Annotated in this window: 12 protein-coding genes; 7 read left to right on the top strand and 5 right to left on the bottom strand. The window is 72.8% G+C overall.

Going from position 1 to position 12,487, the window contains the following annotated elements; translation table 11 throughout:
• Positions 1 to 7: 7 nt before the first annotated feature.
• Positions 8 to 784, top strand: coding sequence for an amino acid ABC transporter ATP-binding protein (locus AB0C26_RS44735; protein WP_360260989.1), 777 nt, complete (start codon positions 8 to 10; stop codon positions 782 to 784).
• A 50-nt stretch (positions 785 to 834) separates the two neighbouring features.
• Entirely contained in the window at positions 835 to 1,293 is a 459-nt protein-coding gene (locus AB0C26_RS44740; protein ID WP_360260991.1) for a hypothetical protein, read from the top strand.
• Here the strand turns inward: AB0C26_RS44740 and AB0C26_RS44745 are convergent.
• From AB0C26_RS44745 to AB0C26_RS44765, 5 genes are all read right to left on the bottom strand, one after another.
• Entirely contained in the window at positions 1,290 to 2,762 is a 1,473-nt protein-coding gene (locus AB0C26_RS44745; RefSeq protein WP_360260993.1) for a molybdopterin-dependent oxidoreductase, read from the bottom strand. The genes AB0C26_RS44740 and AB0C26_RS44745 overlap by 4 nt on opposite strands.
• Positions 2,762 to 3,403 (bottom strand): fasciclin domain-containing protein, encoded by a 642-nt coding sequence (locus AB0C26_RS44750; protein WP_360260995.1) that lies wholly within the window; start codon positions 3,401 to 3,403, stop codon positions 2,762 to 2,764. Before AB0C26_RS44750 ends, AB0C26_RS44745 begins: the two co-directional genes overlap by 1 nt.
• 72 nt (positions 3,404 to 3,475) lie before the next feature.
• Positions 3,476 to 4,204 (bottom strand): anti-sigma factor, encoded by a 729-nt coding sequence (locus AB0C26_RS44755; protein WP_360260997.1) that lies wholly within the window; start codon positions 4,202 to 4,204, stop codon positions 3,476 to 3,478.
• On the bottom strand, positions 4,201 to 4,815 hold the full coding sequence (sigK, locus tag AB0C26_RS44760) for an ECF RNA polymerase sigma factor SigK (protein WP_360261000.1): 615 nt from the start codon (positions 4,813 to 4,815) through the stop codon (positions 4,201 to 4,203). Before sigK ends, AB0C26_RS44755 begins: the two co-directional genes overlap by 4 nt.
• Before the next feature lie 73 nt (positions 4,816 to 4,888).
• Positions 4,889 to 6,079, bottom strand: coding sequence for an EAL domain-containing protein (locus AB0C26_RS44765; protein ID WP_360261003.1), 1,191 nt, complete (start codon positions 6,077 to 6,079; stop codon positions 4,889 to 4,891).
• A 153-nt stretch (positions 6,080 to 6,232) separates the two neighbouring features.
• Here AB0C26_RS44765 and AB0C26_RS44770 point away from each other — a divergent pair, with 153 nt between their 5' ends.
• The 5 genes from AB0C26_RS44770 to AB0C26_RS44790 are packed head-to-tail and all read left to right on the top strand — an operon-like array spanning position 6,233 to position 12,482.
• The gene (locus AB0C26_RS44770) at positions 6,233 to 7,744 is read left to right on the top strand and encodes an ABC transporter substrate-binding protein (RefSeq protein WP_360261006.1); all 1,512 of its coding nucleotides are present in this window, start codon (positions 6,233 to 6,235) and stop codon (positions 7,742 to 7,744) included.
• 4 nt (positions 7,745 to 7,748) lie between these two features.
• Complete coding sequence (locus AB0C26_RS44775; RefSeq protein WP_360261009.1) at positions 7,749 to 8,693, top strand: ABC transporter permease; 945 nt, start codon at positions 7,749 to 7,751, stop codon at positions 8,691 to 8,693.
• Positions 8,693 to 10,516 carry a dipeptide/oligopeptide/nickel ABC transporter permease/ATP-binding protein gene (locus AB0C26_RS44780; protein ID WP_360261012.1) on the top strand — a complete coding sequence of 608 codons (1,824 nt, stop codon included), beginning with the start codon at positions 8,693 to 8,695 and terminating at the stop codon, positions 10,514 to 10,516. The genes AB0C26_RS44775 and AB0C26_RS44780 overlap by 1 nt, the downstream gene beginning before the upstream one ends.
• Positions 10,513 to 11,799 (top strand): serine hydrolase domain-containing protein, encoded by a 1,287-nt coding sequence (locus AB0C26_RS44785; protein ID WP_360261015.1) that lies wholly within the window; start codon positions 10,513 to 10,515, stop codon positions 11,797 to 11,799. The genes AB0C26_RS44780 and AB0C26_RS44785 overlap by 4 nt, the downstream gene beginning before the upstream one ends.
• Positions 11,787 to 12,482, top strand: coding sequence for an ATP-binding cassette domain-containing protein (locus tag AB0C26_RS44790; RefSeq protein ID WP_360261018.1), 696 nt, complete (start codon positions 11,787 to 11,789; stop codon positions 12,480 to 12,482). The genes AB0C26_RS44785 and AB0C26_RS44790 overlap by 13 nt, the downstream gene beginning before the upstream one ends.
• Positions 12,483 to 12,487: the final 5 nt, after the last annotated feature.

Below are 12,487 nucleotides of genomic sequence, written 5' to 3' on the forward strand. Positions count from 1 at the left end.
GGCGACGATGTCGACCATCGAGATCAGTGACCTGCACAAGTCGTTCGGCAAGCTGGAGGTCCTCCGCGGCATCGACCTGAAGGTGGAGCCGGGCGAGGTCGTCTGCGTGATCGGCCCGTCCGGTTCGGGCAAGTCCACGCTGCTGCGCTGCGTCAACCTGCTGGAGGAGCCGACCGCCGGCTCCATCCGGGTGGCCGGTGTCGAGGTCACCGACCCCGACACCGACATCGACGAGGTACGCCGGGGCATCGGCATGGTCTTCCAGCAGTTCAACCTGTTCGGCCATTTGACCGTCCGCGAGAACGTCACGATCGCGCAGCGCCGGGTGCTGAAGAGGGGGCGTACGGAAGCGAACCGCGTGGCCACCGCCAACCTCGACCGGGTCGGCCTGACCGACAAGGCCGGTTCCTACCCGGCCCAGCTCTCGGGCGGCCAGCAGCAGCGCGTGGCGATCGCCCGGGCGCTGGCCATGGACCCGAAGCTGATGCTGTTCGACGAGCCGACCAGCGCCCTCGACCCCGAACTGGTGGGCGAGGTCCTGGCCGTCATGCGCGGCCTGGCCGCCGAGGGCATGACCATGCTGGTGGTCACCCACGAGATGGCCTTCGCCCGCGAGGTGGCCTCCCGCGTGGTCTTCATGGACGCCGGCGTCATCGTCGAACAGGGCCCGCCGGCGGAGGTCTTCAACAAACCCCGAGAGGCCCGTACGCGGGAATTCCTCCACCGGGTTCTCGAGCCCACCCGAGTCAGCGAAACGGAGATCGGCGCCCACCTGACCGACTAGAGCGAGGCGTTCCGGCCGGCGCCTGGACCGGGTAGGCGATAATCTGGGCTATGTTCGCGAAGCGGATCGTCACTGTTCTGGCCACGCTGCTCGCCGTTCCCGGCCTGGGCGCCTGCGGCGGCACGGCCACCGACACCCGCCGCGACGAGCCGGCCGCGATCGCCCCGGTCCCCGCCTCCGGCGCCCGCACCGTCGGCCGCGACCTGCAGGCCGGCGCCCCGGCGGCCGTCGCGCCGAGGAACGTGCCGGCCGCCTTCCCGCTGCCGCCCGGCAGCCGGGTGACCAGCCTGTCCGACCCCGAGTCCGGCGCCTCGTTCGTGCTGAGCGCGCCGGACCCGCAGGCGGTGCTCTCCTTCTACCGCCGGGAGCTCTCCCGCGGCGCCTTCACCCTGCTCGCCGACCGCGCCGCCGCCGAGACGACCAGCCTGGCCTTCCGCCAGGACCAGGGCTGGGCCGGTACGGTCTTCGCCACCACCCACCGCGTGACAGTGGCCGTCAAGCGCGCTTAGGAAACGGTGACCGTGATGGTGTGCCATCCGGTGGCGCCGCTCGGGAACGGGGTGGCGCGGTCCTCGGTCTGTACCGCGCCGTCGCCGTCGGTGGCGCGGACCGCCAGGGAGTGCGGCCCGGCCGTGGCCGGCCAGCTGTAGCGCCACTGCACCCACGTGTCGACCGAGGGCACCGGTAGCAGCTCGGCCCGCCGCCACGGGCCGCCGTCGACGCTGACCTCGACCTTCGAGATGCCCCGGCGCTGGGCCCAGGCCACGCCGGCGACGGTGACCGGGCCCGCGGCGAGGCGGGCGAACGGGCGCGGCTTGTCGATGCGGGAGGCGGTGCGGACCGTGCCGGCCCGGGCCCAGCCGCGCTTGACCCAGTAGGCGTCGAACGCGGCGAACGTGGTCAGCTCCAGCTCGCTCACCCACTTGCAGGCGCCGGCGTACCCGTACAACCCGGGGGTCAGCATGCGCACCGGGAAGCCGTGCTCGGGCGGCAGCGGCGAGCCGTTCATGGCGACCGCCAGCATGGTGTCGCGGCCGTCGAGCGCGGTGGCGACCGGCGTGCCGATGGTCATGCCCTCGGCCGAGCGGGCCACGATCTGGTCGGCGCCATCCCGCAGGCCCGCTTCCCGCAGCAGAGGACCCAGGGGTACGCCGAGCCAGCGCGCGGTGCCGATGTAGGGGCCTCCGACCTCGTTGGAGACGCAGTTGAGGGTGATGTCCCGCTCGATCAGCGGCCGGCGCAGCAGGTCGTCCAGGGAGAGCCGCAGCTCGCGGTCGACCAGGCCGTGCACGCGCAGCGACCAGGTGCCGGGGTCGATCCGCGGCACGGTCAGCGCGGTGTCGACGCGGTAGAAGTCGCCGGTGGGGGTGGCCAGGCCGGGGCTCGACGGCTTGGCCGCCGACGCCGGGGCGGGGAGCCGAAGGTCGGTGCGGGCCCGGCCGATCGTCCGCCGGACGACCAGAGCGCCGCCCTCGGCGAGCACCGCCGCGCCCGCCACGAGCGCCGCGCCCCGCAGAAAGGCGCGCCGATCGCCGCTGGGTGCGGGCGTTGTGGTGGGGCGCGAGTGCAGCAGCCACCACAGGGTGGCGCCGGCGATGGTGGCCGCCAGCAGGGACGGTATGGCGTCGGGGAGCGTGCCGGCGGGCCGCGACAGAGCCGCGGCCGCGCCGGCCAGCCCGAGCACCGCCGCGCCGGCCGCCACCAGGGCGCGGCGGTGCAGTCCGAGGACGCCGGTCAGGGCGGCCAGCCCGGCCAGGACCAGCCCGACCGCGCCGAGGAGCACCGGCTTGTCGTTCGTGCCGAGCTCGCGTACGGCGAATTCCTTCACCGCCGTGGGTGTCGCGTCGATGACCGCGCCGCCGACCGCCACGAGCGGCCCGGCCCCGGGCCGGGCCGCGGCCGCGAACAGTTCCGCGACCGCGATCCCGAGCCCGGCGGCGAGCACCCCGGCGGCGGCGCCGCGCAGGTGGCCGCGCATCAGCTCTTCGGCATCAGGACGGAGTCGATGATGTAGACGTTGGCGTTGGCCGTCTGCACGTTGCCGCAGATCACCGAGGCCGCGCCGTTCACCTTGAAGTCGGTGCCGGAGCCGGCGACCATCAGGTCCTTGCCCTCGAGGGTCTTGTGGTCGCCGGCCAGGTCGGCCGGGGTGAGCTTTCCGGGCACCACGTGGTAGGTGAGGATGTCGGTCAGCGTCTTCTTGTCGGCCAGCACCTTCTTCAGGTCGGCCGACGGGATCTTGCCGAAGGCGTCGTTGGTGGGCGCGAAGACGGTGACCCCGTCGGCCGAGTTGAGGGAGTCGACCAACCCGGCCTGCTTGACCGCCGAGACCAGCGTCGACAGCAGCGGGTTGCCGGACGCCGCGGTCGCGACCGGTACCTGCGCCATCGCCTGGAAGCTGCCCTTGTTGGCCGGGTCGGCCGGCACGGCGGCGCAGCCGCTGCCGAAGTTGACGTCGGCCGCCATGCTCGGCGCCGCGCTGGTCATGTCCGGCGCGGCGCTGGTCATGGTCGGCGCGGCGGCCGAGGCGCCGTCGGTGGAGTCGTCGTTGCCGCAGGCCGCGAGCGAGATGGTGAACAGGGTCGCCGCGGTGAGGGCCACGAGCTTCGGTGCACGCATGAGTTTTACTCCTCCGGATCGGGTTCGTACACCTTTGATTCGGAACAGGTCATGCGCCGGATTGGTCGGAACTCAGGTTAATTTCACGAGCGCCTCCAGCGGGGTGGTCGGGGTGACGGAACTCGGTGCCCGCTCGACGCTCACGCCCACCGCGGACGAGCCGGGCAGGCCCTCGACGATGCGTACGGTCGCCGACTGGCCCACGCCGAGCGCGCCGGCCGAGGCCGGGTCCTGTCCCGAGCGGATCGTCCAGAGCTGGTAGACCCGTCCGCCCGCCGGCGCCGCCCCGGCCGCCAGCATGATCACGCCCGCGTCGTTGAGCCGCGAGGTGGCCACGGTGACCCGGCCCCCGCTGTTCAGCGGTTCCTCGCGGACCACCAGGTCGGGCGCCGTGAGGATGGCCCGGACCCGCGCCTCGCTCGCCCGCGCGGCCACGGCGGCCGCCCGCTCGTCGCGTACCCGCTGGTCCTGCACCTGATAGACCGCCGTTCCGGTACCGGCCGCCAAGAGCACCGCGGCCGCGGCGGCCACGACCGGCCACCGGCGGCGGGCGGCACGCACCCGGGCCGGCGGGCCGAGCTGACGGGTGTTGCGGATCTCGGCCCGCACGCTCTCCCGCAGCCGGGGCGGCGGCACCGACCAGGCGCCGTCGGCCAGCCGCGCGCCGGCCTCCCGCAGTTCGCCGACCTCGGCCCGGCACGCCTCGCAGTCGCGCAGGTGCCGCTCGAAGGCGGCCCGTTCGAGGTCGTCGACCGCGTCCAGCACGTACGGCCCGACGAGGGTGTGCACCTGGTCGCTCATGCCACGGCTCCCGTCGTGAGGCAGTCCCGCAGGCGGATCAGCCCATCCCGCATCCGTGTCTTGACCGTCGGTAGAGGCGCCCCCAACAGCTCCGCCACCTGCGGATAGCTGTGCCCGTGGTAGTAGGCCAGGGTGACCACCTGCCGTTGCAGCTCGGTCAGGCCGTCCAGGCAGTGACGCACCTGACGCCGTTCCAGCCGCACCGCCACCTCGTCGGCCACCTCGTCGAACGGCGTGTCGATCGCCGCCGCGCCGGCCTTGAGGGTCCGGTCCGCCGCCGCCTGCTCCGACCGCACCCGGTCGACCGCCCGGCGGTGGGCGATCGTGAAGACCCACGCGGTCGCCGACCCCTGGGCCGGGTCGAACCGGGCCGCCGAGCGCCACACCTCCACGAGCACTTCCTGCGCGACCTCCTCGGCCTGCGCCGGGTCTCGCAGCACCCGCCGGATCAGCCCGTAGACGCGGGGCGCCACCAGCTCGTACAGCCGGTCGAACGCCTTTTCGTCGCCCCGGGCCACCGCGGCCAGCAGGGTGCCCGCGTCCGGTTGCGGTTCCGGCCCGGGCACCGCTGCCAGGTGCTCCGGGCGGCGGCCGATGCCGCGCTCTGCCATGGTGTCGCCTCTCCGCGGATCGAATCTTCCAGAAAGCGATTCGGTGCCGTGGCTCTCGCGGATGGGTCCGGATTCAGACCGGGGCCATCACGCCGTACGACTCCCGGAGCTCCTCCGGGGTGACGGCCTTGTCGAAGTGCCAGCCCTGGCCCAGGCTGACGCCGAGCGTGGCCAGGGTGGCGGCGTCGGCGGCGGTCTCCACGCCCTCGGCGACCACGACCGCGTTCACCGCGCCGGCCAGGTCGGTCAGCGACCGGACGACCACCGGCAGCACTCGGTCGTCGCCCAGGCCGGTGACGATGCTGCGGTCCAGCTTGATGACGTCGGGGCTGGTCGCCACGATGTGGCGCAGCGACGAGAAACCGGCGCCGACGTCGTCGATGGCCAGGCGCATGCCCAGCGCGCGCAGCGGTGCCAGTACGGCGTGCAGCGCGTCGTAGTCCTCGACCGGGTCGTGCTCGGAGAGCTCCAGCACGACGCGGGCCAGCGGCATCGCCGCCAGGGTCTCCTGGCACGGCCCGGTCAGCAGGGTGGCCGGGGAGACGTTCATCGCGACGTAACCGGAGACCCGCTCCAGATGGGCCGCGGCCGAGCGCAGCGCCTGGATCTCGAGCCGGTCCCGCTCGCCGATCAGGTCCGCGTCGGCGAAGCAGGTGTCCGGAGCCGCGTTCCACTGGCGGGGGAAGCGGCTCAGCGCCTCGGCGCCCACCCGGCGGCCGGTGGCGAGATCGATGATCGGCTGCAACAGGACGGCCGGGCCGCCGGCGTCGATCAGGGGCAGGAAGCGCTGTTCCAGCTCGGCGTTGCGGCGCCGCTTGGTGATGTCCGGCTCGATGATGACCGCGGCGGCGTGAGCCAGCACCGTCATCAGGGCCTCGTCCCGCTCGGAGAGCTTGTCGTCGGCGGTGAAACCGCCGGCGCAGAACGTGCCGTACACGCTGCCGTCGCTGAGGACCACCGGCACCGAGATGAAGCTGCGGATGCGTGGCATCCGCGCCGCCGGCAGTTTCATCGCCTCGGGGAAGTCCTTGACGTTCGGCATGACCGAGGGCAGCCGCCCGTCCCGGATCGCCTGGCAGAACGACGTGTCCTGGGCCCGCTCGAGGCCGTCGAGGACGAACTTGGGAAGCGGGGTGTCGACCACCTCGAGGTGCTGGGTGGTCCCGTCCATCCGGCTCAGGAAGGCGAAGTTGAGGCCCAGCGACCGCCGGGCGGTCCGCAACAGGCCGGCCACCTGCTCCGCCGCCAGGTCACGCTGTTTCATCACGGGCTGCTTGATCGGCCGGGAGACGGGCGACTTGAGGAGTACGAGTCGTGCCGCGCGACGAATCGATCGTCTTCATGTTGTCGGCCGGGCCAAAGACAAGCGGGGCGGGTGATCGGCAGTCTTTCGGCACACGCAGCACGTGGAGGCACTATGAAGGCTTTGCGATGCGCGGCCGCGGCGGGAGCTGTGGTGCTCCTGGCCGCCTGCGGTGACGACGGCGGCGGGGCGGGCGGGGGCCGGCCGGTCGACGGCAAGACGTTCACGATGGCGGTGGCGGGTGACCCCGGCAACCTCGATCCGCATTTCACCTCCCTGTCGGTCACCGGGCAGGTCGACCGGTTCCTCTACGACTCGCTGCTCGGCTTCGAGCCGGACGGCAAGACCCGGGCCGGGCTGGCCGAGAAGTGGGAATCGACCAGCACGACCGCCACGTTCACCCTGCGCAAGGGTGTGACCTGCGCCGACGGGACACCGCTGACGGCGGCCACGGTCGCCGCGAACATCACCTTCGTGGGCGACGCCAAGAACTCCTCGACCCGGATCGGCCTGTACGTGCCGGCGGGCGCCAAGGCCACCGCCGACGACACGGCCGGCACGGTCAGCGTGACCTCGCCGACCCCGGACGCCTTCCTCGAGCGCAACCTGGGCGCGCTGCCCATCGTCTGCGCCAAGGGGATGGCCGACCGCACCCGGCTGAAGCAGTCGTCCGACGGCACCGGCCTGTACACGGTCGCCGAGGCCGTGCCGGACGACCACTACACGCTGACCCGCCGCAAGGACGTGACCGGCCCGGTCGGCCTGCCGGCGAAGGTGGTCGTCCGGGTCATCACCAACGAGACCACCACGGCCAACCTGGTGCTGTCGGGCGAGGTCAACGCGTCCCGCTTCACCGGGCCCGACAGCCAGCGGCTGCAGGGCGACGGCTTCCTCAAGCGCGACGTGCTGGCGCCCACCGGCGAGATCTGGTTCAACCAGAAGAAGGGCCTGTCCACGGCCGACCCGGCCGTCCGCACGGCGCTGGTCCAGTCGCTCGACCTGAAGCAGATGCAGCAGGTCTTCACCAGCGGCCGCGGCGCCGCCCCGACCGGCCTGGTCGTGCCGGCCAACACCCCGTGCAAGGGCGACAACGTGACCGGCAACGTGCCCGGCTTCGACGCGGCGGCGGGCAAGGCGGCGCTGTCCGGCAGAGCCCTGAAGCTCACCGTCGCCTGGGGCAACACCGGCGGCCCGGGCGCGCAGGCCGCCGCCGAGCTGCTGCAGCAGCAGTGGCGGGCCGCGGGCGTCCAGGCCGAGCTGAAGTCGGTCACCACCACCCAGGTCGGCCAGATCGCGGCCGGGCAGCTCGCCTGGGACGTGGCGATGTTCCCGATCGGCGTGACCCTGCCGAGCCAGCTGGTGCCGTTCCTGTCCGGCCCGACCCCGCCCGAGGGCGCCAACTTCGCGGCCTTCGACAACCAGGCGTACGCCCAGGCCGTCTCCGCCGCCCAGAAGCTGACCGGGGACAGCGGCTGCCCGCAGTGGGACGCGGCCGAGAAGGCGGTGATCAAAAACCTGGATCTGGTGCCGTACGCCAACTCCAACGTGCCGGTCGTCGCCCGCGGGGCCGCGCTCGAACTGACCGAGGGCGACATCGATCCGGCGTCGATCCGCATGCTGGGCTGACCCCGTGGACGCCACCTGGGTGCGATTCGGGGCCCGCCGGGCGGGACGGCTGGTGCTGTCGGTGTGGGTGCTGGTGACCGCCGCCTTCCTGATGATCCACGTGCTGCCGGGCGACCCGGTCCGCGCGTCGCTCGGCCCCACCGCCCCGCTCTCGCTGATCGAGCAGCGGCGTGCGGCGATGGGGCTCGACGACCCGCTGTGGCTGCAGTACGCGCACTACCTGGGCCACCTGGTCACCGGCGACCTGGGCGTGTCCATGACGTCCGGGCTGCCGGTGGACGAGGTGATCTCGTCGCGGCTCGGCTCCACCGTCGAGATGGCGTTGCTGGCCTTCGCGGTGGCGGTGGTGATCTCGGTGCCGCTCGGCACGCTGATGGCCGTCCTGGCCCGGGGCAACCGGAACCGCGACTGGTTCCTCACCTCGGCCGGCGTCGTGGTCGCGACCATCCCCGAGTTCCTGATGGCGGTCGGTCTGGTGTTCGTGTTCAGCGTCCAGCTCGGATGGACGCCGGTGGCCGGGCGGTCGGGGCCGTCCTCGTACGTGCTGCCGGTCCTGGCCCTGGCCATCGGCCCGGCCTTCATGCTGGCCCGGATCATCCGGGTGGAGCTGCTTTCCGTGCTGCGGGCCGATTACATCCGTACGGCGAGAGCCAAGCGCCTGCGACCGGCGGCCATCTACCTGCGGCACGCGCTGCCGAACGCGATCACGGCCACCCTGACCGTCGGCGGCCTCCTGCTCGGGACGCTGGTCGCCGGCACGGTGCTGATCGAGAACATCTTCGCCTGGCCCGGGCTGGGCGGCACGATCGTCCAGTCGATCCTGGCCAAGGACTACCCGACGGTCCAGGGCGTGGTGCTGGTGTACGGGATCGGCGTGCTCGGAATCAATCTGGTGGTGGACGTGGCGCTGGCCGTGCTCGATCCGCGCTCGGCGATCCGGGAGAGCTGATGGCGTTGCTCAAGAAGCCCCTCGGTGTCACCGCCGCCGTGCTGCTGGTCCTGGTCCTGGGACTGGCCCTGATGGCGCCGCTGCTGTGGCAGGAGCGGGCCGACGCCGTACACCCCACTGAGATCTTGCAAGGTCCCTCGGCCGCCCATCCGGTCGGCACCGACCTGCTCGGCCGCGACATCCTGGCCCGAGTGCTGGTCGCGACCCGGCTGTCGGTGGGGCTGGCGCTGCTGGCGACCGGGATCGGGGTGGGCGTGGGTCTGCTGCTCGGCACCGCGCCGACGCTGCTCGGGCGCCGGGCCGGGCGGTGGATCACGGCGGTCGTCAACATCGCGGTGGCGTTCCCGACGCTGCTGCTGGCGCTCTTCTTCGCGGTGATCTTCGGAGTGGGTGCGAAGGGGGCGGTGCTGGCGATCGGCTTCGCGACCGCGCCCGCGTTCGCCCGGCTGACACAGACGATGGCCGCGGCCGTCTCGGGGCGCGACTTCATCGCGGCGGCCCGGATCGCCGGGGTGGGCCGCGTCCGGGTGCTGGTGCGGCACGTGCTGCCGAACATCGCCGAGCCGCTTGTGGTGTCGGCGACGATGGCGGCCGGGAGCGCGCTGCTGGCCTTCGCGAGTCTGTCGTTCCTCGGGCTCGGCGTTCAGGCGCCCGGCTACGACTGGGGGCGGCTGCTGGGGGAGGGGCTGGCTCAGATCTACATTCATCCGGCGGGAGCCCTGGCCGCCGGGGTGGCCGTGGTGGTGGCCGCCATGGCGTTCAACCTGACCGGCGAGGCGGTGGCGCGCGGCTTCGCCGCCATGGACCCGGACAAACCGCGCGGTGTGGTCGCCGGTACGCCGGCGCCGGTCGGGGAAGGCTCCCTGCTCCACGTCGAGAACCTTCGGGTCAGCTATGGCCATGTGACTCCGGTCCGCGGGGTGAGCCTCGCGCTGCGCCCCGGCGAGGCCGTGGGCATCGTGGGGGAGTCGGGCTCGGGGAAAAGCCTGACCGCGTTGGCCATCGCCCGGCTGATCGAGTCGCCGGGCCGGGTGGACGCCGACCGGCTCGAATTCCTCGGCGCGGATCTGCGCCACGGCGACCACCGCGAACTGCTCGGCACCTCACTCGCCATGGTCTTCCAGGACCCGATGACCTCCCTCAATCCGACCCACAAGGTGGGCCGTCAACTGGCCGAGGTGGTCCGCGAACATCAGGGCGCCGACCGGCGTACGGCCTGGCGCCGCGCCGTCGACCGGCTCGGCGCCGTGCGGATCCCCGACGCCGCGCGCCGCGCCCGGCAACTGCCGCACGAACTCTCCGGCGGCATGCGGCAGCGGGCCATGATCGGGATGGGCGTGATGGCCAGCCCGCGGCTCATCATCGCCGACGAGCCGACCACCGCGCTCGACGTGACCGTGCAGCGGCGGGTGCTCGAGCTGCTGGCCGACGTGCGGGCCGCCGAGGGCGCCGCCCTGCTGTTCATCAGCCACGACGTCACCGTGGTGGGCCAGGTCTGCGACCGGGTGCTGGTCATGTACGCCGGCCGGATCGTCGAGGACCTGCCCACCGCGTCGCTGGCCCGGGACGCCCGTCATCCGTACACCCGGGCTCTGGTCGCGGCCGTCCCCTCGATGACCACCGACCGGGACCGTCCGCTCGCGGTGATCCCGGGACGCCCGCCGGACCCGCACGCGCTGCCGGCCGGGTGCGCCTACGCCCCGCGCTGCCCGCGCGCCACCGGCCGGTGCCGCACCGAGGACCCGGCGCTGACCGTTCACGAGGACGGCCGCCGCGTAGCCTGCTGGCACGCCGAAGCCCATCTGGAAGGAGCAGCATCGTGACACAGTGGACCGAACGCCTGGCCGAGCTCGCCGAGCGCCATCACGTGCCCGGCGCGACCCTCGGCATCTCCCACGGCGAACAGCGGATCGAGGCCGCGTACGGGGTCCTGAACCTCCGTACCGGCGTGCCGGTGACCACCGACTCGCTGTTCCAGATCGGCTCGATCACCAAGGTCTGGACCGCCACCCTGGTCATGCAGCTGGTCCAGGAGGGCAAGATCCAGCTGGACGCGCCGCTCGTCGAGGTGATGCCCGAGCTGCGGCTGCACGACCCCAAGGTGACCATGCGCCACCTGCTGACCCACACCAGCGGCATCGACGGCGACGTCTTCACCGACACCGGCCGCGGCGACGACTGCCTGGAGAAGTACGCGGCGGAGCTGGCCGGCGCGGCCCAGATCCACCCGCTCGAGGCCACCTGGTCGTACTGCAACTCGGGCTTCTCCCTGGCCGGCCGCGTCGTCGAAAAGCTCACCGGCGGCACCTGGGACGCCGCCCTGCGCGAGCGGATCATCACCCCGCTCGGGCTCGAGCACACCGTGACCCTGCCCGAGGAGGCGCTGATGCACCGCGCCGCCGCCGGCCACGTGACCGACGACGGCAAACAGGTGCTGGCCCCGGTCTGGGGCATTCCGCGCTCGGCCGGACCGGCCGGTGCCATCGTGTCCACAGTGGGCGACGTGCTGCGGTTCGCTGTGTCGGGCACGCTTCCCGAGATGGCCGAGCATCAGGTCGACCTGCCGCAGACGCACCTGCTGGGCGACTCCTGGGGCCTGGGCTGGGAACGCCTGAACTGGGGCGGGCACCGGCTGATCGGCCACGACGGCAACACCATCGGGCAGTCCGCGTTCCTGCGCGTCCTGCCCTCGCACGGGCTCGCGGTGACGCTGCTGACCAACGGCGGCAACGCGGCCAAGCTGTACGAGGAGCTGTTCCGGGAGATCTTCGAGTCGTACGCCGGTGTGCCCGTGCCGCATCCGCTCGGCCCGCCGGAGACGCCCGTCGACGTGCCCGTGAGCCCGCATGCCGGCGTCTACGAGCGGGCCAGCATCCGCCAGGAGGTGCTGCCCGAAGGGGTGCTGCGGATCAGCGTGACCGGGCCGATGGCCGAGGTGCTGCAGGAGAAGCCGGTCGACTACCCGATGGTGGCGGTGGAGCCCGACCTGTTCGTCTGTCAGGACCCGGAGACCGGCAACTGGCTGCCGGCGGCCTTCTACCGGCTGCCCACCGGCGAGCAGTACCTGCACTTCGGCGCCCGGGCCACCCCGCGATGCGCGAGCTGACCTTCGAGAACGTGACCGTCCGGTTCGGCTCCCGCCGGCACGGCACGGTCGCGGTCGACGGCGTCGACCTGATGGTGCCGGCCGGCCAGGTGGTCGGCCTGGTCGGCGAGTCCGGCTCGGGCAAGTCCACGCTGGCCCGGGCCGCCGTCGGGCTCGTTCCGCTCACCGCCGGCCGGATCCTCCCCCACCCGCGCGGGGGCGGGCCGGTGCAGATGGTCTTCCAGGACCCGTACTCGGCCCTGGACCCGCGCATGACCATCGGGGCCTCCATCGCCGAGGTCGCCCACGGCCGTACGGACGTGGCCCACTTCCTCGAACTGGTCGGCATCCCGCCGGAGCGGGCCGGGGTCCGCCCCGGCGAGCTCTCCGGCGGCCAACGGCAGCGGGTGGGGTTGGCCCGCGCCCTGGCCGGCCGCCCCGAGGTCATCGTGGCCGACGAGATCACCTCAGCCCTCGACGTCTCCCTTCAGGGCGCGGTCCTCAACATGGTCCGCGACCTGCAACGGCGGATGGGCCTCACGATGCTGTTCATCTCGCACAATCTGGCCGTGGTCCGCTACGTGAGCGACATCGTGGCGGTGATGCGCCACGGCCGGATCGTCGAGTACGGCCCGGTCTCGCTCCTGGAGGCGCCGAAGCACGAGTACACGCGGGAGCTGCTGGATGCCGTCCCCCGCGCTTAGGGTGG

It is taken from the genome of Actinoplanes sp. NPDC048796 (assembly GCF_040650035.1).
In the GTDB taxonomy this organism is placed as follows: domain Bacteria; phylum Actinomycetota; class Actinomycetes; order Mycobacteriales; family Micromonosporaceae; genus Actinoplanes.